A 23350-nucleotide genomic window follows, 5' to 3' on the forward strand; every position below is an offset into this window, starting at 1 on the left:
ATAAGGGGAAGACAGATGAAATTTAAATACGATTTACATATACACACAAAAGAAATCAGTCCTTGCGGGCGCTTAAGTATAGAAGAAATAATAGACAAATACATAGAAGAAGGTTACTCGGGATTAGTCCTTACAGACCATTTGAGAAAAGGTTACTTCAGAAAGTGTAGAAGAGAAGATTGGAAAGAAAAAACAAAGGAATTCTTTTATAGCTATGATAGAGGTATAGAATATTGTAAGGATAAAGATTTTTACATAGGCCTAGGGATGGAAATTAGTTTTAACAATGATACAAATGACTTTTTAGTATTTGGATTTGAAAAAGAAGATTATCTAGAAAATGAATGGATGATAGAGATGGGCCTAAAAGATTTTTATAATAAATTCAAAGATAAAGCAATCATTATCCAAGCTCACCCTCATAGACAAAAAGGCAGTAAATTAGAGGACATAAATTATTTACATGGTATTGAGGTAAATAACCAAAACCCAAGACACAACAATAATAATGATTTGACAAAAGTTGTTTATGAAGAAAATCCAAGACTTATAGCTACAGGTGGGAGTGATGTACACCAAAAGGAAGATTTATGTAGAACAGGTATTTGTACAAAGAATAAAATTACATCAGATGAACAGTTACTTAACATATTAAGAAATAAAGAATTTCAAATTATAGGAATGGATTAAAAAATTTGTATTGATCAATACAAAATTAAGAAAATAAATTTTTAAGATTATAAATTAAGTAGTGAAATTATGTACTTTTATGGAGGAGAGATGAACAAAAAACATTCAGTAAATTCTTTAATAAATATGTTATATATACTATTTGTAATATATCTTATGGAAACAATAGAAGTTGCAGAAAACTTAGGCATATTTAGTAATGGAAACTCAATTAACTCAAATATAATGCAAAGCAACTTATCAATAGAACAAATACTATTTAATATGTTATTTATAGGTTTTGTATGTGGTGGAGTGATAATTGAAGGAAGAGATTTAGAAATAAGTGAAGATGAAAATAAGCTAAAAGTTGTAAATAGGAAGTTATTAAAATATAAAATATTTATAGGAATAACCATTTTATTTTCAATATATCTAATAATAAAAAGTTACAACAGTCAGATTATATATAATTGTTTATTATTAAATATATTAGTTTTATTTATTTTTTATGGTAAAATGATTTATTTTAAATCTTACATATGTAATAGAAAGATTGAGTGGTTGAAAAAAATATCTGCCATTGATGTTGATGATTATGTAGATACAAGATGGTGGAGAAGAAAAATATGGTTTAATGGTAGAGAGAGAGTTTCATTTAAATACAGAATTTACAATATAATTATTTCTTCATTTACACTATTCATATCAACACTAGCTTTTGTTTTATTATTTATGGGTAAATCCTTATTTAATATTTTCTTTTTATACTTTATAATAAAGCATTTTACTATAATCATAGAGTCAGTATTTGGATTATATACAGTAATTACAGGAAAATGTACAGGTGTAATAGAAAAAACTAAGCACAGAAATAGAAGGGGAAGTATAGATTTATCAGATATTCCATCAAGCTATACAAGAAAAAGAATATATTATGAACTAACTTTAACTGATTTTAATCACAAAAGAGAAATCAAAATTATATCAGAGGATAGTTGCGGACTTTCTGAAATGGACACAATGGAAGTAGTTCATGGTATTTTTTCAAAAAGCCCTATTACTGTAAATATGATATCTGCACGAAGAATAAATAATAAGAAGATTTTATTTAGTTTTATCACAAGATTTGCGGTTGTAGCTTTGATATTTTATAGGGGATATATTTTAGTTAAAGATTATGCAGAATATAATAGTAGTTATGTTTTCAACGAAGATTATAACTACGAAGAAGACGACCCTTATTTAAATGATCAAAAGGAAAATAATATTGTAGAAACTCTTCCTAAAGATGAAAAATATTATGAGAAAGTAATTAATATTAACGAAGAAAAAAGCAGTGACAATGTGAATATTAAAATAGAAAAACTATATTTAGATAAAAATAATTCAAAGTTACAATTTGAAATGGAAAATAAAAGTGATGTGCCTCTAGTTTTAAATGTACCTTATGAAACACATATATTTGATACAAATAATAATAAAAACTCCAATATACTTATGCCAGGAGAATCTTATTATATAGAAATGGATATTTTTCAAAAATATGAGGATTTCAAAACTTTGAATGTAAAACTTGAGTACACTTTATCTCATTATGTATTCCAAGAATACGGAGATTTTTTCTACTATCTATATTATCCTCTAAATGTGGTGGACTGCAGTAGTAATATAACTTTAGACTTACAAAACGGTAAATGCAATATAGACATAAGTGAGTATGGAGAGTTTTATGGGGTTTCACAAAATATTACACAGTTTACTCAATAATTAAAGTGAAAAATCCATCTTAATGAAAAGATGGATTTTTTAGTATATTAAATTAAAAATAAATAAGCTAAAGGTGTTATTATAAGAAGTCCTAAAACATTATAGAAAGTAAATGCTTTTAAATATTTATCATTAACTCCTTCAAACTCACTACTATAAATTTTGTAAGAAATAACACTGGCAAGAGAAGCGATTAAAGTCCCCATACCACCAATATTTGCGCCTAGGAGTAAAGCTTTTACATGATCTGTAAATCCAGATAAAAGCATAGTAGCAGGAACATTACTAATAACTTGACTTGATAAAATAGAAGTTATAAAAGTGGATTTTCCACTTTTAAGTAGGCTTTCCATAAAAGTTTCAACACTATCTAAAGTAGAAATATTTCCCACAAATATGAAAAAACCTATAAAAGTAATTAACAAAGAAAAATCTACCTGAGAAAATAACTTCTTATTTAAAACTAAAACAGTTAAAACTGTTACTACAAAAGTAAGCTTATAATCAATTAAATGAAACACAGATAATAAAATTATTAAAAATAATACTGTAAATATAAATATATGATTTTTATTATCTATTTTAACATCTTTCAAATCAATGCTTAAATCCATTTTTTTATCTCTATTTATTAATAATAGTAAAAAGGCAATAGATAATAGTAAAATAGGTCCAGTTATTACAAAGAAATCCACTGGTTTTAAATTATAAAAAGAATATATAAATAAGTTCTGAGGATTACCCATAGGAGTAAAACTACTTCCTAAATTTGCAGCTAGAGTTTGAAATATTACTATTTTTAAAACATTAATATTAGCTTTTCTAGCGACAACTATACTTAGTGGTACAAAAGTTAAAAGTGCCACATCGTTAGTGACTATCATGGCAGATATAAAAGTAATAAATACTAAAATGGTAGATATTGCCCTATATGATTTACATTTTTTCAATAAGCTAATTGCTATACTATCTAAGACAGAAAGCTCCTTAAAAGCAGCTACTACAATCATAAGATTAAATAATAATATAAGCACTTTAAAATCAATATATGATAATTTTGGAGTTGCAATAAAGCAACTTATTGTAGCTAATGATAGAGCTATAACTAAAACAGATTCCTTTTTTAGAAATTCTATAAAAGCATTTTTCTTTTTTGAGTCTTTTATTATCTCAATTTGTGAATAGATATTTTCGCTCATCTTTCCTCCCAATATGAATTTTGTCTTATTAATTTTACATTATAAAAGTATATATATCAATATGAGAAATTTTATTATTGAAAAATAGGTTATTAGAAGGCGTGATTAAAATAAATACTACAATACTAGATAAAAATTTGACTTATAACATAAATGATAAAAGATATTTATTAACTAAAATAGCAGTAAGGTAGGGCATAACATAGTTGTTAACAAATTATGTAAAACCATGGTATAATTATTACATTGTTTTCAATTAACATAACAAAATTAATTTCAATTAAGAAATTTTATAGTGACAACTAGTAATACAAAATAGAAAAGAGGTTTTAAATGAAAAATAAGTATTTTAGTACATTTATTTTAACTATTTTATTAGTAATATGCACATCTTTAAACAGTGTATCAAATGCATTAACAAGTACAGGTGATATACCTGGCATAATTGCACAATCAGCAATTGTTATGGATATGGATACAGGAGAAATTATTGCATCAAAAAATGCCAAGACTCAAAGACCAGTAGCGAGCACAATAAAACTATTAACTTCCTTAATTTATGCAGAAAATATTTCTAGAGGAGAAATGATTTCATTTACAGAAGATGCACTTAAAACTACACAAACGGCACTTAATAATTTGAAAAAAATCAATGTGGGTGACAAAATTCCAAGTGATGACCTTATGAAAGCTGTTATGATTTATTCTGCCAATGATGCTGCATATCTAATGGCAGATGCTGTATCAGGAAACTACAAGGATTTTGTAAAACTAATGAACAATAAAGTAAAATCCCTAGGTCTAAAAGATACATATGTAGTAAATCCATGTGGTTTAGAAAGTAATGCCATAGATCCAGAGAATAAAGAAATTAATATATCAACAGCTTACGATATGGCAATAATAGCAAAAGAAGCTTACGAAAACCAATGGATTAGAGAAATTATATCAGAGCAAAATCAAGATATAATTATTAATATAGGAGGAGAAGCTGTACCAATTACATTAAGAAATAAAATCCTTGGTCAATATGGCAATGTAGGTGGAAAAACAGGTAATGAAGTTCAAGCTGGTCATTGTTTTGTTGGTTTCTTCCAAAGAGAAGGAAGAAATTTAGTTACTGTAGCCCTAAGCTCTGAATATGGCATAGATGGCACAAATGTATTTAATGATACAAAAATCATAGCCGACTATGGTTATTCATCCAAAAAGCAAATATTTAAAAAAGCAGGAGAAGAAGTTGCCAAAATTGAGCTTGGGTACAGAAAATACGGAATTATTGGACCTAAAAAGAGCATGACAGTTCCAGTTATAGCAACAGAAGATGTCATGTATTATAAAAATGATATTAACAATGAAAATGCAAGAATAGAATACAATAATGAAAATAAAAATGCCTGGAAGCTTGCAAATAAAGAGATAGAATTGAACTTTACTTTACCTAATTATTCATCAAAAATAAGTGGAAAAGTTGATTTAAGTAAATTTGATTTACTTAAAATTTACTCAGGATCATTTATTATATTTATATTAATAGCTTTAATAGTGCTTTTTATAATAGCATATTGTATTAGGTTAAGAAATTTAAGAAGAAAAAGAATGAGGAGAAGAAATAAGAATAGACACAAACATAATAAGAATAGAAGATAATTATATTATTATAAAATTTAATGACTACACAAAAAAGGAGTGCTTAAGCATTCCTTTTTTATTTGGAGGGAATTTTTATCATAATATACTTATACGAGTACTATTATTTTTTAGGGGGGAGAACTTATGGATGATATATTTGGATATAAAATTTCAGATTCAATATATTCTCAGATGAAAATTATAGAAACTCCTAGATTTATATTTAGACCTTTTAATATTTCTGATGCAGAGGATGTATATGAATATCTTTCTCAGGAAATTGTAGTTAAATATTTACCTTTCAATGCTCATAAAGATATAAATAGTAGTAAAAAGTTTATACAGTCATATTTTATCAATAATTATAAAAAGGGAAAAATAGGAAATTATGCTGTTTATTATAAAAAAGATAATAGAGTAATAGGAAATGTGGGATTTAATAATGTTAATCCTAAATCAAAAGAGGGTGAGCTAGGTATTTGTATAAATCCTAAATATTGGGGAAATGATTTTTCTACGGAGTTGGCTTTGGTTGCCATAATATCAAGTTTTGAGTTTTCTAAAGTGGATAAATTGGTTGGGCTTATATATGAAGAAAATAAATATAGCACTAGTTGTGTTGAAAAGTTAAATTTTACATTGATAAAGACTTATAAGCCAAATAAGGTTCTTCCAGTGTGCCACAGATATGAACTAAATAGGGATGAATATTCGAATATGAAAAAAACTTTTTTACCTAATTTTATAAATAATTTATATAAAAGTAAAAGTGAAGAAAGTGAAAAAATTAAAAAAAACAGTAAGAAAAATAAAAGTAAAAAGAGAAGGAAAAATAAATTATAATATGAAGTTTGATAATTAATTATTTAATCTTGACGAGGTGCATATCATTTATTATCCTAGTCTCTAGGGAGTAGAAAATAAATTAAGTGAGGGATAAAAATGGGCAAGATAATGGATAAAAGTAAAGTTACAGATTTAGGCTATATAATAATAGGATGTTTATTAAATGCCTACGCCTTAGCAGGCATACTTGAACCTGCAGGCCTTGCAACCAGTGGATATCAAGGGATAGCTATAGTTTTAGAGAAACTTATTAATGTAAGGTATACATATATATATTATTTATTTTCAATTATAACTTTAATTTTAGCTTATAAATTTTTAGGAAAGAAAGATGTAGTAAGAATAATAGTAGTTACTTTAATTTATCCTAATTTAATATTAGTATTTGACAAAATTAATTTGATTTTTCCTAGTAATAATGTAATGTTGGCTACAATATATTTTGGTGTTATATCTGGAGTAGGTTCTGGAATGTTGTATAGAAAAGGATATACTTTTGGAGGAACAGATACACTATCAAAAATTCTTCAAAAAACAGTTTTTAAATATGCAACTCTAGCAGAGCTGTTAATGGTTATAAATGGATTAACCATTGTTGCTTCTTACTTTGTATTAGGGGGAGAAGTGGTATTATACGCAATAATAAATCATGTTATATGTACAAAACTACTTGATTATGTAGCTTGTGAATGGGGAACCAAACTTTATAGATTGGAAGTAATAACACCAAAATATGAAGGAATAAGAGACTATATATTAAGTTTAGGCAGAGGAGTTACCTTATATGAGGTAGTTGGAGGATACACAGGAGAAGTAAAAATTAAAATATCATCTACCGTTTCACCTAAGCAATTAGTACAGATAAAGAGTAAAATTGCTGAGATTGACACAGAGGCATTTGTGGAAATTACTCATATAACATCGGTGTACTCTACTAGTGGATCTAGATTCCAAAATATTAGTGAATGTAAGATTAATTAAATAATATATTTTTGAGATAAGAAGATACTTAAAAATGCTTAAAAAATCATTTTTAAGTATCTTTATTTTTTTATCTAACATATGATATTTGAAAATAGCTAATGTATGAATTAAAAAGTTGAGGATATGGAATATTACTAGAAACCTATTTTAAAGATATTTTAGTGATTTTCAAAGTTAGATACCATATGATTTTTTATGTTTACAAAATATTGTTTAATAAAAAAATAATGGAATATTTAGAATATAGTATACAACTATGGAAAAAAATGTTAGAAAGTATTATTATTATAGTAGAGCATTTGAATTTATATCATATTATATTACTTTTGTGATAAAAAACATAGGTTAGAGGGGGAAAATAAATGTTAGAAGAGTCTTACTACAAAAAGACTGATGGAATTATTGAACACCATGGCAATAAACCTAGTTCATTAATTCCTATAATGCAGGATATTCAAGATGAATATCGTTATTTACCAGGGGAATTGTTAATATACGTTGCAGACAAACTACAAATACCTTTGTCTAAGGCATACAGTGTAGCAACATTCTATGAAAACTTTTCTTTTGAAGAAAAAGGAAAATATGTTATAAAAATATGTGATGGAACAGCTTGTCACGTACGTAAATCAATACCAGTCAAAGATGCAATTACAAAAATCCTAGATTTAAATGAAGAAAAACACACTTCTGATGACAGATTATTTACTTTAGAAACAGTATCATGCTTAGGTGCTTGTGGTCTTGCACCAGTTATGACTATTAATGATAAAGTATATCCAAGTATGACCCCAGCAAAAGCAGAAGAAATAATTGAATTAATAAAAGAAGAAGAAAAACAACAACAATTAGAACCAGAAGAAGATTTAATATAAGAGTAAGGGGAGATTACAAATGTCATTAGAATTTTTGAAAGATAGAATAAGTTCAAAAGAAGCATTGCAAGATCTTAGAAAAAGAGCAAAAGATAGAATTAACTCAATTCCTATACGAGTATTAATATGTGCTGGTACTGGATGTATAGCTGGTGGAGCACAAGATATATATGATAACTTGAGTGAATTAGTTAAAAATGATGAAAATATAGAAATTAAATTTGAAGAAGAGGTACCTCATCCAGAAATTAAGAAAAGTGGTTGTCATGGATTCTGCGAAATGGGACCTTTAATGAGAATAGAGCCTCTAGATATATTATATGTAAAAGTTAAGCCTGAAGATTGTGATGAAATTTATAACAAAACTATATGCAACAAAGAGGTAATAGAAAGATTACTATATACACAAAACGGAAAAATTTATCAAAGTCAAGAATCTATTCCTTTTTATGAAAAACAAACTCGTTTAGTTCTTAAAAACTGTGGTCATATAGATGCAGAAAATATAGAAGAATACATAGCTGTGGGAGGATACGAAGCGTTAGAAAAAGTGCTATTCGAAATGGATAAAGAAACAGCCATTGAAGAAATTAAAAAATCAAACTTAAGAGGACGTGGTGGAGCAGGATTCCCAACAGGCAAGAAATGGGAGCAAGTTGCAAGACAGCCTGAAAAAGTTAAATACGTAGTATGTAATGGTGATGAGGGTGATCCAGGTGCTTTCATGGATAGAAGTATTATGGAAGGTGACCCAAACAAGATGCTTGAAGGTATGATAATAGCAGCTTACTTAGTAGGTGCCGAAGATGCATATATTTATGTTCGTGCAGAATATCCTTTAGCAGTAAGACGTTTGGAAATAGCTATAGCTCAAGCAGAAGAACTTGGAGTATTAGGTAAAAATATTTTAGGTACTGACTTTAATTTACGTATGCATATAAACAAAGGTGCAGGAGCATTTGTATGTGGTGAAGGTAGTGCACTTACTGCATCAATAGAAGGTAACCGTGGTATGCCAAGAGTAAAACCACCTCGTACAGTAGAAAAAGGTTTATTTGATAAACCAACAGTATTAAATAATGTTGAGACTTATGCCAATATACCAATGATAATAGCTAATGGTGGTGAGTGGTTTACACAAATAGGAACTGAAGGTAGTCCTGGCACAAAAGCGTTTGCCCTTACTGGAAGTGTAAAGAATACAGGATTAATAGAGGTACCAATGGGAACTACTCTTCGTGAAATTATATATGATATAGGCGGAGGAATGAAGAATGATGTTCCATTTAAAGGTGTTCAAATAGGGGGACCATCTGGTGGATGTCTAGTTGAAAAACACTTAGATCAAAAGCTGGATTTCGATTCAGTTAAGAAATTTGATGCAATAGTTGGTTCTGGTGGTCTAGTAGTTATGGATGAAAATACTTGTATGGTTGAAGTTGCTCGTTTCTTTATGAGTTTCACTCAGAGAGAAAGTTGTGGTAAATGTACACCTTGTAGAGTTGGGACAAAACGTATGCTAGAAATATTAGAAAAAATTATAGCGGGAAAAGGAACATTAGAAGATTTAGATAAGTTAGAAGAAGTTGCAAATACAGTTAAAAACATGTCCTTATGTGGATTAGGAAAAAGTGCTCCATTACCAGTTATAAGTACATTAAAAATATTCCGTAAAGAGTATGAAGAACATATTGTAGATAAAAAATGTAAGTCTCATACTTGTGAAGCATTAAAATTATTTAAGATTGATTCAAGTAAATGTGTTGGTTGTACAAAATGTGCTAGAAATTGTCCAGTAGATGCCATAAAAGGGGCTAAAAAAGAAGCTCATGTTATTGATTTAGAAAAATGTATAAAATGTGGTACTTGCGTAGATGGATGTAAATTTGATGCAATATATGTAGATTAGGAGGGGAGCATAATTATGGTACGTTTAACGATAGATAATAAAGTAGTAGAAGTTGCAAAAGGAACTACAATATTAAATGCAGCTGAGCAAGCGGGTATAGAAATTCCTACTTTATGTTATATAAAAGATTTATTACCAGATGGTTCTTGTAGAATGTGTATGGTAGAGATGGAAAGTAACGGTAGAACAAAGATGGATACAGCATGTACTGCACAAGTTTCAGAAAATTTAGTAGTATCTACTAAAAGTGAAAAGGTAATAAAAGCTAGAAGAAATGTTTTAGATATGCTTTTATCTAATCATAAAACAGATTGTTTTTCATGTGCATCAAATGGAGATTGTAAATTACAAGACTTATGTTATGAATATGGTGTAGAAAAAACTACTTTTGAAGGTGAAAGTGTTGATTTACCAATAGATGACACAAATCCATTTTTTACATATAACCCAAATCTTTGTGTTTTATGTCATAGATGTGTAAATACTTGCCATAAAATAGTTGGTCGTGGTGCTATAGATACTATGCAAAGAGGATTCACTTCAGTAATAGGAACTCCATTTGATGAAGATTGGAGAAAAACAAATTGTGAATCATGTGGTAACTGTGTTGAAGCATGTCCAACAGGTGCGTTAACTATGAAAAGAAGAAAAAATTATCGCCCTTACCAAATAGATAAAGAAGTTTTAACAACTTGTCCTCACTGTGGAACAGGATGCCAATACAAGCTACTAGTTAAAGATAATAAAATAGTTGATGTAAAAGCAGCTGATGGAAGATCAAATAAAGGTTTATTATGTGTTAAAGGACGTAGTGGAAGTTTTGACTTTGTTCATTCAGAAGATAGAATAAAATATCCTTTAATAAAAAATCATGAAACAGGAGAATTTGAAAGAGCTACTTGGGATGAAGCACTAGATTTAGTGGCAAGTAAATTTACAGAAATAAAGAAAGAATATGGACCGGAATCATTAGCAGGATTTGCATGTTCTCGTTCAACAAATGAAGATATTTATATGATGCAAAAAATGGTACGTTGTGTTTTTGGAACAAATAGCATAGACAACTGCGCCCGTGTTTGACATTCCCCATCTGTCGCAGGTCTTGCGATAACAGTAGGCTCAGGAGCAATGACAAACACAATAGAAGATATAACTAAAGAACCAGATGTAATAATGTTAGTTGGTTCTAACCCAGAAGAAGCACATCCAGTTATAGGAATGCAAATAAGACAAGCAGTTCAAAGAGGATGTAAATTAATAGTAGTTGACCCTCGTGACATAGATTTAGCTAAGAAAGCTGATATACATATAAAAATTAAGCCAGGTACAAACGTTGCTTTTGCAAACGGTATCATGAACGTAATAATTGAAGAAGGACTTCAAGATATGGACTTTATCAATTCTCGTACAGAAGGTTATGATGAAATAAAAGAATTAGTTAAAGAATATACTCCTAAAAAAGTATCTGAAATATGTAACATTAGTGAAGAAGACTTAAGAGACGCAGCTATAATGTATGCAAAAGCTGATAAGGCACCTATCATATATTGCTTAGGAGTTACTGAACATACAAGTGGAACAGAAGGTGTTATGTCTATGTCTAATATGGCCATGTTAGTTGGTAAATTAGGTAGACCAGGTTGCGGAGTTAATCCACTTCGTGGGCAAAATAACGTTCAAGGTGCTTGTGATATGGGTGCTTTACCAGGAGATTTCCCAGGATATCAAAAAGTTACTGACCCAAAAGTATTAGCTAAATTTGAGAAAGCATGGAATACTAAATTAAATCCAAATGTAGGTAGAATGGCTACAGAAGTATTCCCAGCTGCAATCAAAAAAGAAGTAAGAGGTCTTTACATATTTGGAGAAGATCCAGTAGTAACTGATGCAGATACTACTCATATAATAAAAGCATTAGAAAGCTTAGATTTCTTTGTTATGAGTGAATTATTTATGACTGAAACTGCTAAATATGCAGATGTTATATTACCTGGAGTTAGTTATGCAGAAAAAGAAGGTACATTCTCTAATACAGAAAGACGTGTACAAAGAGTTCGTAAAGCAGTTGAATTAGAAGGTGAAATGAGATTAGATACTGATATATTTACAGATTTAATGAATCGTATGGGATATGATCAACCTTATTTAACTTCAGCTGAGATAATGGATGAAATAGCATCACTTACTCCAAGTTTTGCAGGTATAAGTCATGATAGATTAGATAAAGAAGGAAGCTTACAATGGCCATGTACAGATAAAAATCATCCAGGAACACCTATATTACATGTGGACAAATTTGTTAGAGGGTTAGGATATTTCTATCCAGCTAAGTACACTCCATCTGTAGAATTACCAGATGATGAATATCCAATAATATTAATGACTGGTCGTATATTATATCACTATACAACTAGAGCAATGACTGGTAGAACAGAAGGATTGAATGAAATAGCATCATCTTCATTTATAGAAATGAATATAAAAGATGCAGTAAGTTTAGGAATAAAAGATGGAGAAAAAGTAAAAGTATCATCAAGACGTGGCCAAATAGAAACTACAGCACGTGTTGGAACAAAAGTATCTCCAGGAGAAACTTGGATGCCATTCCACTTCCAAGATGGAAATGCTAACTGGCTGACTAATGCAGCTCTTGATAAGTTTGCAAAAGCACCAGAATATAAAGTTTGTGCAATAAAAATTGAAAAAGTAAAAGAAACTGAAGCAGTTTTATAGAATTAGGATTATAAATAATAGATTTAGAAAAGCCGTGTCACAAATAAGTGATACGGTTTTTTACTTTACCCCTAAATTTTATAAAAATTATTGAAAAACAATAATTTCGCTGATACTATTATATTAAAATTATTGTTTCACAATAATTACCAATATGGAGGGGCTTATGAATATATTAAAAATAAAAAGAACACTAATAATATCAGCTATATCATCACTGATACTTAGCATAATCATGTTATTTGTTTTAAATGCAAAGAGTAGCTTGGAAATTATGTACTATCCATTTAACATAATTGGAGATAACCTAAGAAAACTATCACTTTCATCAAGTGTAGGGAATTTAGTAGCGATATTAATCTACATAATGATTTCTGCCATACCAGGGAGCATTTGTTTTTACAAATACAAAAAGGGCAAGAATACAAATGTGGATTCTATATTAATAGGATTAAGCGTTTATTTATTATACGCAATCTATCAATTTATAAATCCAATGGAGCTGTACTCCTTATTACCAGAGGAATTCTATGGAACTTCAGAATTTATAACTATGGGGAAATTATCAATATCCATGATGTTTTACATCATAATAATCAGTTATTTTGTCCTACTTTCTTTGACTTCTCTATCATGCGAAGAAGAAAACAACAAGAAGAAATCTTTAAAAAGTCTTCAAATAATTTTAACTTTATTTTTAGTTTCAGACATTATAATGATTTTTTATTTTGGAACTTTTAATGTTTTAAGTGAAATGAACAAACCTCAATTTGTATTTTACATTATAAAATATACCTTAACTGTGGCACCACTAATAATGTCCATGACAGTTATTTTTACAGGAATAAAGCTTATCAATGACTTTAGGGAGAATCAATATGGAGAAAATGTAATAGAAAACATAAGAAAAATATATGAATATGGTAAAACAACTGTCTATTTATCAGTTATATCATCTTTGCTTATAAATGGTTTACAGCTAATTTTAACTTCAAGTATAAGTGAAATCAACATGTTTTTAAGTATACCTTTTGTACCTTTGATAGTTGCTTTTGTGGGGATAATTTTGTGCAAATACTTTCAGGAAAACAAAGACTTGTACGAAGATAACAATACAATTATTTAAAAATAGGAGGATGAAATGGGCATAGAAGTTCATTTAGAAGAAATACTTAAAAAGAAGCAAATCACATCTAAGGAGCTTGCAAAAATAATAGGTATCACAGAAGCTAACCTTTCCATACTGAGAAGTGGAAAGGCAAAGGGTGTAAGATTTGAAACTATAAACAAGATTTGTTTTTATTTGGAATGTGATGTGGGAGATATATTAAAATTTGATGGAAAATTGGGGGAAGATGATGAGGAAAATAAATAAGAAAATATTGAGTTTAATTATAATAATAAGTGGAGCATTTAGTTTATCTGCATGCCAATTAGCAAAAGAAGATAGTCAGTATAAAGAAATGGAAAATTTACGTGGAGCTTTTATTACTTATAAATTAGATGGTAAAGAAGATGATTCCAATGGTGAAGAGTATAATTATGATGATGAAAATAAAAAATATTATGGTACTTTTGATGAGAATATATTTAAAAAAGATATTAGAAAATATAACTTTGGAGATCTAGAGGGATATGCAATTTTCTTACATGAAGAGGGAGAAGGAGATGATAGAGTAAAGGGAGGTGCCTGTGATAGTGTATTTCAAAATATGAATCTTGCTCTTAATATTAATACAGAAGAGAGTGGTAAAGAAATTATTAGTACTTCTGAAGATACTGTGTCAGAACCGGATATGAACGTAACTTCTGAAGAAAGCAAAATCTCTGCAACCATATATGTTACAAGTAAGTTTAAAGGTATAATTTCAGCTAATCCCATAATTAAAGAAGGAAAAAAATATTATACTATTTTAGATGGTAATAATATTTATGCTGATGGTGAAAATGAAGGAGCTTACTCAGTATCAGCAAGTAGTGATAGCAAAACTGCCAATAATTCAAAGAGCAAAAGTGAAAAATTCACTTATACAATAAGCATTGAGTCAGTAGATGAAGTAAAAAGTATAAGAATTAAAGAAATGAGTAGCAATGATACTCTTATAAATACTAAAGCGATTGTTCACAAAGATAATGACTACAAATTTAAAATAAGTAAAAATACAGCTTATATAATAGTAGAAGAAACTTGTGTTGATAAGGATGGAAAAGAAATAGTTAAACGTAGGGTTTATGATAGAGATAAGATAGATAGTGATACTAACCACCTTTGTAACTATGCCAATGAGGATGGAATAGTAATTCCTAAGAATTTATATATTAAAAAATAAGTTATATATTAAAATATAAGCCACTTTATACCTTCTGGCAATTGAAGTAATAATTATCATAGGGTATAACTATTTTAAATATGAAAAAAATTTAAAAATTTCTATAGAAAATTAGGAAAAAATCTGTAAAATAGTATTGAGGTGATAATATGAGTTTAAATAAATCTTTAAATAATTTAAAAGATGAGTTAGGTAATTTATTAAAAATGATACTAGTTTCAGAGAGAGTAAATAGTCAAAGATGTTTAAATCAAGATTTAGATACTTCAAAAACAATATTAGATCATAAAGAATAAGGTAGGAGCTATAAATTATAGATATAAGTAATCTATTTTTTATAGCTTTTTTATTTATAGTATATATTTTTATAAAAATTACAAAGTAAAATTTAACTACAAAAACAGAATAATAATTAGAAAAAGTTAGTCAATCAAATGACTAGCTTTTATTTTGTGGATAATAAAATTTCAATCATATATTTAAGTAAATAGTAGAAAATAAATATATTAAGAATTGAGGTGATTAATATTAAATTAACTAAAAACGTAAATCAAAACTATACCAATATATTATCAAAACTTAAAGTTAAAAAAAGTTTTGACTTAGTTTCAAGAGAAATAAATATTGGCGGTAGGAAAGCTTACCTATTCTTTGTTGATGGGTTTATGAAAGATGAAGTTGCAGAGCGAATATTAAATAAATTCATTTCTATAACAAAAGAAGAAATGGATAAAGTAAATAACATCACAGATTTCATAAATTCCTACATAGCTCATATTGAAGCAGACAAAGAGAATGAAATTGATAAAATAGTATCTGGTGTACTATCTGGACCTATGGCTATAATTATAGATGGATTAGACGAAGCAGTTATGTTAGATGTACGTACTTATCCATCTAGGGGACCTGAAGAACCACAAAAAGAGCAAACCTTAAAAGGTGCAAAAGACGGATTTGTTGAGACTTTAGTAATGAATACAGCACTTATAAGAAGAAGAGTAAGAGATGAAAATTTAGTTTTTGAGATGATGAATGTAGGTAACAAATCTAAAACCGATGTGTGTATAGGTTACATAGAAGGACTTGCAAAAACAGATAATGTTGAATTAATAAAGAAAAAAATAGAAAGCATTGATGTAAGAGCATTAGTAATGGGAGACCAAAGCTTAGTTGAAACTCTAACAAAATCAAAATGGTATAACCCATTTCCTAAAATAAAAACTACACAAAGACCAGACGTAGCATCAGCTCACGTATTAGAAGGTAAGATACTTATATTAATAGATACGTCGCCAAATATTATAGTAGTTCCAGTAAGCATTCTTGATTTTATGCAAGAAGCTGATGATTATTACCAACCTATAATAACTGGAAATTACTTAAGACTTGTTAGAAATTTTACTTTATTAACTACATTGATTTTGACTCCCGTATATTTATTGCTAATAGAATACATTGATAGACTTCCATTATGGCTAAAATTTATTGAACCAGAAAAAGGTTATGCAGTACCATTAATAATACAGTTTTTATTATTAGAGTTAGCTGTAGATGCCTTAAAACTTGCTTCATTAAACACTCCAGGAGCCCTAGGAATGTCACTATCTGTTGTTGGAGCATTAATACTTGGAGATTTTGCTATTAAAACAGAATGGTTTGTTCCTGATACCATATTATATACAGCGATTGTATCTTTAGGAGGATTTGCTCAAACAAGTATTGAGTTGGGATTTGCAATAAAACTATGTAGGATACTTTTATTAGTTTTAACCTCATTATTTAAAGTATGGGGACTTATAATAGGATTAATAATTGTATTAATACTACTTGCTACAAACAAGACTATAATGGGACAATCGTATATTTACCCATTATATCCATTTGATAGTAATGCATTAAAACATTTATTATTTAGAACACCAATAAAATCTAAGGAAAAAAATAGGATTGTAAAATAGAAGAAATTTTGTAAGATTTAAGCTAGTCACAAGACTAGCTTTTATTTTGCAAAAAATATATGTATAATCAACTTATAAACTATATTAGGGGGACAAAAAATTGAATTCAGATAATTTTAAAGTCAAATTATCTCTTAGAGATGCAATATCAAAGCTAGACGATAACATAATCAGACAAAGTGTAACAGGTGAGAAAATAGACTACCATGTAATCACAGGAAACGAAGATAATGGGGCTATATTAATAGTCTATGAAAAATACTTCCAACGAGTAGGCAATAGAATTACATTAACTGTAGTGATGGATAATTTAGATGGCCAAACGAAAGTCCATTCTATTGGTGGAGGCGCTGCACAAGGTATGTTTTTCAAATTTGATTGGGGTGCTAGTGAAAGTTTTACATCTTTACCTAGAGAAATTTTTAGAATGGATATAATATAAAAATATGAAAGTTATTAAAAATAGAAAAAGAGCAGTTATTATTACTTTAGTTTTACTGATAGGAAGTTGTTTATTTTTATATTATGAAAATAACAGCATAGTAATTTCAAAATACAGTTACACAAATGAGAAAATTCCATCAAGTTTCAAAAACTTAAAAATACTCCAAATCTCAGATTTTCATAATGCTCAGTTTGGTAAAAATCAAAGTTTGGTAGTAAAGAAGATAAAACAATGTGAACCAGACATAATAGTTATAACTGGTGATTTAATTGATAGAAGAAGATACGATTTAGAAAAATCCATGGATTTAGTTAAACAAATAGTAGATATTGCACCAGTTTATTATGTATCTGGGAATCATGAAGCATGGTCAGGTCATTATGATGAAATAAAAAAAGCTTTATTAAGTGAAAATGTTAAAGTTTTAGATAATGATAGCGTAGACATACAAAAAGGTGAGGACTCTATTACTTTAATTGGTGTAAAAGATCCTGATTTTTTAACATCTAATTATATTGAGGGTACTGATTATAGTGAATTAGAGAAATATTTGGAGTCTGTAAGTAAGGACAATGATTTTGAAATTTTACTTAGTCATAGACCGGAACTTATGTGGCTTTATAAGAAATGCAAGGTAGACTTAGTTTTCACTGGTCATGTTCATGGTGGGCAAATTAGACTTCCTTTTGTTGGTGGTATTATTGGACCAGATCAAGGATTTTTCCCTAAATATGATTCAGGAGAGTTTGTAGAGGAAGATACTACTATGATTTTAAGTTGTGGACTGGGAAACAGTGTATTTCCTTTTAGAATTTTCAATAGACCAGAACTTGTCTTAGTGGAGCTTGGTAAGTAGACAATGAGTGTCAGCTGGAAATAGTGGAAGATGTTATGGAGTAGTCTACACTTAAATTTATATGTTTTTACATCCAGAAACTTAACTAAACATTATAAAATAGAGTAATAAGGGAAAACTATTAAAATAATGATTTAAAATATTTTTTATTAAAATAATGAAGGAGTAAACTATGGAGAAAAAATTACTATATATAAGTGTTAACTCAAAGCCAGAACACTTATCATCATGTAAAACTGTCGCTAGAACGTTTATCAATAAGTTTTTAGAAAAAAATAAAGATTTTAAAGTTGAAGAAGTTGATTTATACAAAAATCATATTCCGAGACTAGAATATCAATATTTTGAGGATAGAAATTGTGTAATAAAAGAAGAAGATGCAAAGAAATTACCACAAAAAGACCAAGATGAAATAAAAATAATAAGAGACTTATGTGAACAATTCAAAAGTGCTGACATGTATGTAATAGCTGCACCTATGTGGAGTTTATCTTTTCCGGCACCATTAAAAGAGTACATTGACTGCGTAGTACAAGTTGGAAAGACAATTACTTTTGAAAAGGGTAAAAAGCCACAAGGGTTGCTAAATGATAAGTATAGAGCTTTAGTTTATGTTGAATCTGCTGGAGGAAATATACCTTTACTGCTAGATCCTATAATGGACAAGGGTGAAAATTATATATCAAGCATAATGAAAACACTGGGAATAAAAAAAGTTCACGAAATTAAAGTAGATAATACTGGAACAACAGAAGAAGAAAGAAAAGCTGCTATAAATAAAGCTGAGAATGAAATAGACCATATGATTAATAGTTTAGAATTTTAATCCATATAAGTAAATTTATAAAAGATAAATAGGTTTACAAAAACAAAATAATTATAAGTAAGGGCGTTACATTTTTGTAACGCCCTTTTAAAATATGTTAAAACTTCTACAAAAATTGGTATAATATACATATACAAAAAAACAGGAGGAATACTATGATCTCAAAACAAATAGCAATTAAAGTGCTAGAACAATGTTTAATCACAGGTGGAGATTTTGCAGAAATATTTGAAGAAGACTGCATAAATAACAACCTAAGTCTTATAGATAGCAAAATAGAAAACGTCCTAGGGGGAAGAACTTACGGAATAGGAATAAGAATTTTCAAAGGGTTCAACAGTGTTTACGCTTATACTAATGACAACTCGCTTGAATCCATGTTAGACACTGCCTATAAAGCAGCACTAGCTTTAGGTCGTGCAGGGGAAGAAAAAGTCATAGTACTAAACAACTGTAAAAGAACTACTGACATAAACCCAATAAAACTAAATCCAAACAGTGTGGATTACCAACATAAAATAAACGTAATGAAAACAGCTTATAAAAGTGCAAAAGATTACAGCAGTGATATATCACAAGTAAGTGTAAACTATTTAGACAAAGAACAAAATGTGCTAATTGCCAATACAGAAGGATTATACACAGAAGATAAAAGAGTAAGAACTAGACTTTCCATAACTTCAGTAGCATCAAGAGGAAATGAAAATCAAACTGGTCATGAAGGACCTGGAGCTTGCAAAGGGTTTGAACTATTTGAAAATATAGATCCAGAGTATTATGGAAGAGAAGCGTCAAGAGTTGCATACACAATGCTAAATGCGAAAAACTGTCCAGCAGGTAAAATGACTGTTGCCATAGACAACGGTTTTGGGGGAGTTATATTCCATGAGGCTTGTGGTCACTCACTTGAAGCAACATCAGTAGCAAAAGGAAACTCGGTATTTACTGATAAAATAGGTCAGCAAATAGCATCAACTAAGGTAACTGCCATAGATGATGGAACACTACCTAATCACTGGGGTTCAGCAAATATAGATGATGAAGGAACTCCAACTCAGAGAAATGTACTCATAGAAAATGGAATACTAAAAGCATATATGGTAGACAAATTAAATGGAAGAAGAATGAACACAGCGCCTACTGGAAGTTCTCGTAGACAAAGTTATAAATTTGCCCCAACTTCTAGGATGACAAACACATTTATAGCGCCAGGAACTGATAAGGTAGAGGATATTATTAAATCAATAGATAACGGACTTTATGCTAAGAAAATGGGCGGAGGATCTGTTAACCCTGTAACTGGAGAATTTAACTTTGCTGTGGCTGAAGGATACTTGGTAAAAAACGGAGAGATAAAAGAAGCAGTAAGAGGTGCCAGTCTTATAGGAAAAGGTAGTGAAGTTCTTATGAATATAGACATGGTAGGAGACAATTTAGCTCAGGCTCAAGGAATGTGTGGTTCATCATCTGGCTCAATTCCAACTAACGTAGGTCAGCCTATGATAAGAGTTAAAGAGATAACAGTTGGTGGAAGGAGTGAAGAATAAATGAACTTTTTGGAATTTAAGAATTTATTATTTGAAAAAGCAGAAATGGCTGGATTTAATGAGTGTGAAATTTATTTTAGTGATGGAGAAAGCATAAGCATAAGTGTTTATGAAGGAGAAGTGGAAAAATACAACTTAGCTAAGTCATTTGGACTTTCTTTTAGAGGAAAGATAAATGGAAAAATGGGTTACTCATATACTGAAATTTTAGATGAAGCTGCCGTAGATATGTTAATTAACAGTGCGAAAAACAGTGCCAACTTAATTGAAAATGATGATGAAACTTTCATATATGGTGGAGACAAAATTTATAGTGAAGTGAAAACTTATTCAAAAGAACTGGAAAATATAGACCCAGCAAAAATGATAGATTTAGCATTAGATTTAGAAAAAGAAGTTAAAAACTACAGTGACAAAGTAGTAAATATAAATGGCTGTAAAATTTCTTACTCTTCATCAAACTACGGTATTTACAATAGTAAAGGATTGGAGCTTACAAACAAAGACAACATACTAACTTCTTATGTAGTACCAGTAGTAGAAGATGAAAGTGGAAAAAATGACGGTGTAGGCTATGTGGTGGCATCCTCTTTAGAAGAAGTTAAACCAAAGGAAATGGCTGGCCAAGGTGTTGAAGAAGCACTATCTAAACTAGGTGGAAAAAGCATTCCATCAGGAAGTTACAATACAATCATATACAATGAAGCCATGGTTCAATTGCTAGAAACTTTTGCAGGAACTTTCAGTGCAGATGCAGCTCAAAAAGGTCTTTCACTTTTAAAAGGAAAAGAAGGACAAATGATAGCATCACCAATTGTTACTATTGTAGATGATCCACTTATGTATGGAGGTTTAGCATCAGCACCATTTGACGATGAAGGTGTAGCAACTTTCACAAAAGAATTAGTTCATGAAGGAAAATTAAACACTCTACTTCACAACTTAAAAACAGCTCATAAACAAGGAGTAAAATCTACAGGAAACGGGTTTAAAGCATCTTATGCCTCTTCAGTTAATGTAAGTGAAAGTAATTTATATCTTAGAGCAGGAGAAAAATCTTTCCAAGATTTAATGGAAGAAATTAATGAAGGTGTAATCATTACAGATTTAGCAGGACTTCATTCAGGAGCAAACACAGTAAGTGGAGATTTCTCCCTTGCAGCTAAAGGATTCTACGTAAAAGATGGTAAGAAAACTTTCCCAGTGGAGCAAATAACACTGGCAGGAAACTACTTTGACTTATTAAAAAATATAACAGTTATAGGAAATGATTTAAAATTCCCAATGAGCAATGTTGGTTCACCATCAGTAATAGCAACAGGACTTTCTATAGCAGGAAAATAAGAAATATAAAAGGGGAAAAATATGAGATATTACATGAAATCAAAATTCTTCAAAATAAAAGAGGACTTTTGGATAAAAAATAAGTATGACGAAGAAGTATACTTTGTAGACAATAAATTCTTAACTTTTGGTTTACAATTTGATATATTAAAAAACAACAGAGTACTTTATTCTGTAAAAGAGAAGCTACTTACTTTTATGTCAAACTACGAAATGTTTGAAAATGGAAATGTGGTAGCTGAAGTAAATCAAAAACTTACATTTTTCAAAGATAAACTAAGTGTAACTAGTAAGTACGGAGACTTAACTATCAAAGGTGACTATTTTGACTATAATTATGGAATATATAAAGGTGGAGAACTTATAGCTCAGGTGACTAAGGAGTTTTTCTCATTTACTGATAATTATTATATCGATATAGATTTTGAAGATGAAGCTTTTGTTTTAGCTTTAGTTGTTATAATAGATAATATTATAGATAAGCAAAAGAACAATAATTAGATAAAGTTTTTTACTTGGATTAAATGAATAACTTAGTGTATAATTTAAAATATCAATTGATATGCTGGAGGATACATAATGCAACGAATAAAAAGTAAATCTCTTACTAATGAAGTAAAAGATGCTATATATAAATATATAAAATCATTAGATTTATCAAAAGATACAAAACTTCCAAGTGAAGAAAATATGGCTCAACTTATAGGTGTAAGTAGAATAACAATAAGATCTGCACTAAATGAGCTTGCATCAGAAGGTGTAATTTTTAGAAGACAAGGTAAAGGGACGTTTGTAAATAGTGAAGCTCTTAAAATGAAAGCACAACTTAATCCAGTAAAGCAGTTTACTGACATTATAGAAAGTAGTGGATACAAATCATCCATAAAGGCTTTAGGATATGAAATAGTAAATGCTGATTTTAATTTAAGTAATTTATTGAAAATAAAAGAAAATGAACCTTTAGTAGCGGTAAAGAAAATTTTTTACGCAGATGAGAATCCTTGTACTTATTGTGTAGATTATTTTCCACTAAGCTTGTTGGAAAATGAAAATGAATGTGATGACTTAAATAGATATGATGAGTCTATATTCAAATTTTTAAGAGATAAAGCTGGTGTAAGTATAAGTTGGGACAAAGTTGAAATTAAAACTATAACCAATGTAGAAAATGAAGAATTAAACAATCCATTTGAATGTGAAGATAAAGTAAAATCATTCTTGCTTTTAGAAGGTATAAATTTTGATGAAAATGATAGGCCTGTAATGTATATAAAAGAGTATATAGATACTACATTTATAAGATTTAACATAATAAGACAAAGACTAATGGGATAATTAAATATTTAAAAATGGGCTGTCGTACCAAGAACTTTAAACATCATATATAGTAGTAATTAATTTTATCAAATAACTGTATATGATGTTTA

The 23350-nt window shown here is 29.1% G+C and carries 21 protein-coding genes; 20 read left to right on the forward strand and 1 reads right to left on the reverse strand.

Annotation, left to right across the window (positions count from 1 at the left end; translation table 11 throughout):
• Positions 1-15 precede the first annotated feature (15 nt).
• Complete coding sequence (locus QX51_RS02390; protein WP_039678315.1) at positions 16-690, forward strand: PHP domain-containing protein; 675 nt, start codon at positions 16-18, stop codon at positions 688-690.
• Positions 691-780: 90 nt separating this feature from the next.
• Positions 781-2439: a hypothetical protein gene (locus QX51_RS02395; protein ID WP_039678316.1), complete on the forward strand. Its 1659-nt coding sequence runs from the start codon at positions 781-783 to the stop codon at positions 2437-2439.
• Between the two features lie 47 nt (positions 2440-2486).
• Here QX51_RS02395 and QX51_RS02400 read toward each other — a convergent pair whose 3' ends face one another.
• The gene (locus QX51_RS02400; RefSeq protein ID WP_152607201.1) at positions 2487-3638 is read right to left on the reverse strand and encodes an SLC13 family permease; all 1152 of its coding nucleotides are present in this window, start codon (positions 3636-3638) and stop codon (positions 2487-2489) included.
• Positions 3639-3971: 333 nt separating this feature from the next.
• On the opposite strand from QX51_RS02400, the gene QX51_RS02405 reads away from it, so the two are divergent.
• From QX51_RS02405 to QX51_RS02485, 18 genes are all read left to right on the forward strand, one after another.
• The gene (locus QX51_RS02405; protein WP_039678317.1) at positions 3972-5288 is read left to right on the forward strand and encodes a D-alanyl-D-alanine carboxypeptidase family protein; all 1317 of its coding nucleotides are present in this window, start codon (positions 3972-3974) and stop codon (positions 5286-5288) included.
• Between the two features lie 126 nt (positions 5289-5414).
• The gene (locus tag QX51_RS02410) at positions 5415-6113 is read left to right on the forward strand and encodes a GNAT family N-acetyltransferase (RefSeq protein ID WP_074079052.1); all 699 of its coding nucleotides are present in this window, start codon (positions 5415-5417) and stop codon (positions 6111-6113) included.
• 99 nt (positions 6114-6212) lie between these two features.
• The gene (locus QX51_RS02415; RefSeq protein ID WP_039678318.1) at positions 6213-7097 is read left to right on the forward strand and encodes a YitT family protein; all 885 of its coding nucleotides are present in this window, start codon (positions 6213-6215) and stop codon (positions 7095-7097) included.
• Positions 7098-7462: 365 nt separating this feature from the next.
• Positions 7463-7975 (forward strand): NADH-quinone oxidoreductase subunit NuoE family protein, encoded by a 513-nt coding sequence (locus QX51_RS02420; RefSeq protein WP_052232840.1) that lies wholly within the window; start codon positions 7463-7465, stop codon positions 7973-7975.
• Positions 7976-7994: 19 nt separating this feature from the next.
• Positions 7995-9884 (forward strand): NADH-quinone oxidoreductase subunit NuoF, encoded by a 1890-nt coding sequence (locus QX51_RS02425; protein WP_039678319.1) that lies wholly within the window; start codon positions 7995-7997, stop codon positions 9882-9884.
• A gap of 15 nt (positions 9885-9899) precedes the next feature.
• Entirely contained in the window at positions 9900-12617 is a 2718-nt protein-coding gene (gene fdhF / locus QX51_RS02430; protein ID WP_082007786.1) for a formate dehydrogenase subunit alpha, read from the forward strand.
• A 166-nt stretch (positions 12618-12783) separates the two neighbouring features.
• Positions 12784-13743, forward strand: coding sequence for a hypothetical protein (locus tag QX51_RS02435; protein WP_039678320.1), 960 nt, complete (start codon positions 12784-12786; stop codon positions 13741-13743).
• Between the two features lie 15 nt (positions 13744-13758).
• Positions 13759-13992 carry a helix-turn-helix domain-containing protein gene (locus QX51_RS02440; RefSeq protein ID WP_039678321.1) on the forward strand — a complete coding sequence of 78 codons (234 nt, stop codon included), beginning with the start codon at positions 13759-13761 and terminating at the stop codon, positions 13990-13992.
• A complete protein-coding gene (locus QX51_RS02445; protein WP_039678322.1) occupies positions 13976-14947 on the forward strand; it encodes a hypothetical protein in 972 nt (323 codons plus the stop codon). The genes QX51_RS02440 and QX51_RS02445 overlap by 17 nt, the downstream gene beginning before the upstream one ends.
• 149 nt (positions 14948-15096) lie before the next feature.
• Entirely contained in the window at positions 15097-15243 is a 147-nt protein-coding gene (locus QX51_RS20520; RefSeq protein ID WP_161791888.1) for a hypothetical protein, read from the forward strand.
• Positions 15244-15465: 222 nt separating this feature from the next.
• On the forward strand, positions 15466-16905 hold the full coding sequence (locus QX51_RS02450; protein WP_242842679.1) for a spore germination protein: 1440 nt from the start codon (positions 15466-15468) through the stop codon (positions 16903-16905).
• Positions 16906-17005: 100 nt separating this feature from the next.
• Positions 17006-17347: a DUF6054 family protein gene (locus QX51_RS02455; RefSeq protein ID WP_039678323.1), complete on the forward strand. Its 342-nt coding sequence runs from the start codon at positions 17006-17008 to the stop codon at positions 17345-17347.
• A gap of 4 nt (positions 17348-17351) precedes the next feature.
• Positions 17352-18206: a metallophosphoesterase gene (locus QX51_RS02460; protein ID WP_052232841.1), complete on the forward strand. Its 855-nt coding sequence runs from the start codon at positions 17352-17354 to the stop codon at positions 18204-18206.
• 172 nt (positions 18207-18378) lie between these two features.
• Entirely contained in the window at positions 18379-19032 is a 654-nt protein-coding gene (locus tag QX51_RS02465) for an FMN-dependent NADH-azoreductase (protein ID WP_039678324.1), read from the forward strand.
• Positions 19033-19187: 155 nt separating this feature from the next.
• Positions 19188-20579 (forward strand): TldD/PmbA family protein, encoded by a 1392-nt coding sequence (locus QX51_RS02470; RefSeq protein ID WP_039678325.1) that lies wholly within the window; start codon positions 19188-19190, stop codon positions 20577-20579.
• Positions 20580-21923, forward strand: a complete 1344-nt coding sequence (locus tag QX51_RS02475) for a TldD/PmbA family protein (RefSeq protein ID WP_039678326.1) — start codon at positions 20580-20582, stop codon at positions 21921-21923.
• A 21-nt stretch (positions 21924-21944) separates the two neighbouring features.
• A complete protein-coding gene (locus QX51_RS02480; RefSeq protein WP_039678327.1) occupies positions 21945-22424 on the forward strand; it encodes an LURP-one-related/scramblase family protein in 480 nt (159 codons plus the stop codon).
• 78 nt (positions 22425-22502) lie between these two features.
• Positions 22503-23258 carry a GntR family transcriptional regulator gene (locus tag QX51_RS02485; RefSeq protein WP_039678328.1) on the forward strand — a complete coding sequence of 252 codons (756 nt, stop codon included), beginning with the start codon at positions 22503-22505 and terminating at the stop codon, positions 23256-23258.
• Positions 23259-23350: the final 92 nt, after the last annotated feature.

Origin of the sequence: Terrisporobacter othiniensis, assembly GCF_000808015.1 — a bacterium.
Taxonomy (GTDB): Bacteria; Bacillota; Clostridia; order Peptostreptococcales; family Peptostreptococcaceae; genus Terrisporobacter; species Terrisporobacter muris.

What these genes read in the sequence shown, in the direction of transcription:
- QX51_RS02390 (WP_039678315.1), top strand. Translation starts at nt 16, where the DNA reads ATGAAATTTAAATACGATTTACATATACACACAAAAGAAATCAGTCCT.
- QX51_RS02395 (WP_039678316.1), top strand. Translation starts at nt 781, where the DNA reads ATGAACAAAAAACATTCAGTAAATTCTTTAATAAATATGTTATATATA.
- QX51_RS02400 (WP_152607201.1), bottom strand. Translation starts at nt 3,638, where the DNA reads ATGAGCGAAAATATCTATTCACAAATTGAGATAATAAAAGACTCAAAA.
- QX51_RS02405 (WP_039678317.1), top strand. Translation starts at nt 3,972, where the DNA reads ATGAAAAATAAGTATTTTAGTACATTTATTTTAACTATTTTATTAGTA.
- QX51_RS02410 (WP_074079052.1), top strand. Translation starts at nt 5,415, where the DNA reads ATGGATGATATATTTGGATATAAAATTTCAGATTCAATATATTCTCAG.
- QX51_RS02415 (WP_039678318.1), top strand. Translation starts at nt 6,213, where the DNA reads ATGGGCAAGATAATGGATAAAAGTAAAGTTACAGATTTAGGCTATATA.
- QX51_RS02420 (WP_052232840.1), top strand. Translation starts at nt 7,463, where the DNA reads ATGTTAGAAGAGTCTTACTACAAAAAGACTGATGGAATTATTGAACAC.
- QX51_RS02425 (WP_039678319.1), top strand. Translation starts at nt 7,995, where the DNA reads ATGTCATTAGAATTTTTGAAAGATAGAATAAGTTCAAAAGAAGCATTG.
- QX51_RS02435 (WP_039678320.1), top strand. Translation starts at nt 12,784, where the DNA reads ATGAATATATTAAAAATAAAAAGAACACTAATAATATCAGCTATATCA.
- QX51_RS02440 (WP_039678321.1), top strand. Translation starts at nt 13,759, where the DNA reads ATGGGCATAGAAGTTCATTTAGAAGAAATACTTAAAAAGAAGCAAATC.
- QX51_RS02445 (WP_039678322.1), top strand. Translation starts at nt 13,976, where the DNA reads ATGAGGAAAATAAATAAGAAAATATTGAGTTTAATTATAATAATAAGT.
- QX51_RS20520 (WP_161791888.1), top strand. Translation starts at nt 15,097, where the DNA reads ATGAGTTTAAATAAATCTTTAAATAATTTAAAAGATGAGTTAGGTAAT.
- QX51_RS02460 (WP_052232841.1), top strand. Translation starts at nt 17,352, where the DNA reads ATGAAAGTTATTAAAAATAGAAAAAGAGCAGTTATTATTACTTTAGTT.
- QX51_RS02465 (WP_039678324.1), top strand. Translation starts at nt 18,379, where the DNA reads ATGGAGAAAAAATTACTATATATAAGTGTTAACTCAAAGCCAGAACAC.
- QX51_RS02470 (WP_039678325.1), top strand. Translation starts at nt 19,188, where the DNA reads ATGATCTCAAAACAAATAGCAATTAAAGTGCTAGAACAATGTTTAATC.
- QX51_RS02475 (WP_039678326.1), top strand. Translation starts at nt 20,580, where the DNA reads ATGAACTTTTTGGAATTTAAGAATTTATTATTTGAAAAAGCAGAAATG.
- QX51_RS02480 (WP_039678327.1), top strand. Translation starts at nt 21,945, where the DNA reads ATGAGATATTACATGAAATCAAAATTCTTCAAAATAAAAGAGGACTTT.
- QX51_RS02485 (WP_039678328.1), top strand. Translation starts at nt 22,503, where the DNA reads ATGCAACGAATAAAAAGTAAATCTCTTACTAATGAAGTAAAAGATGCT.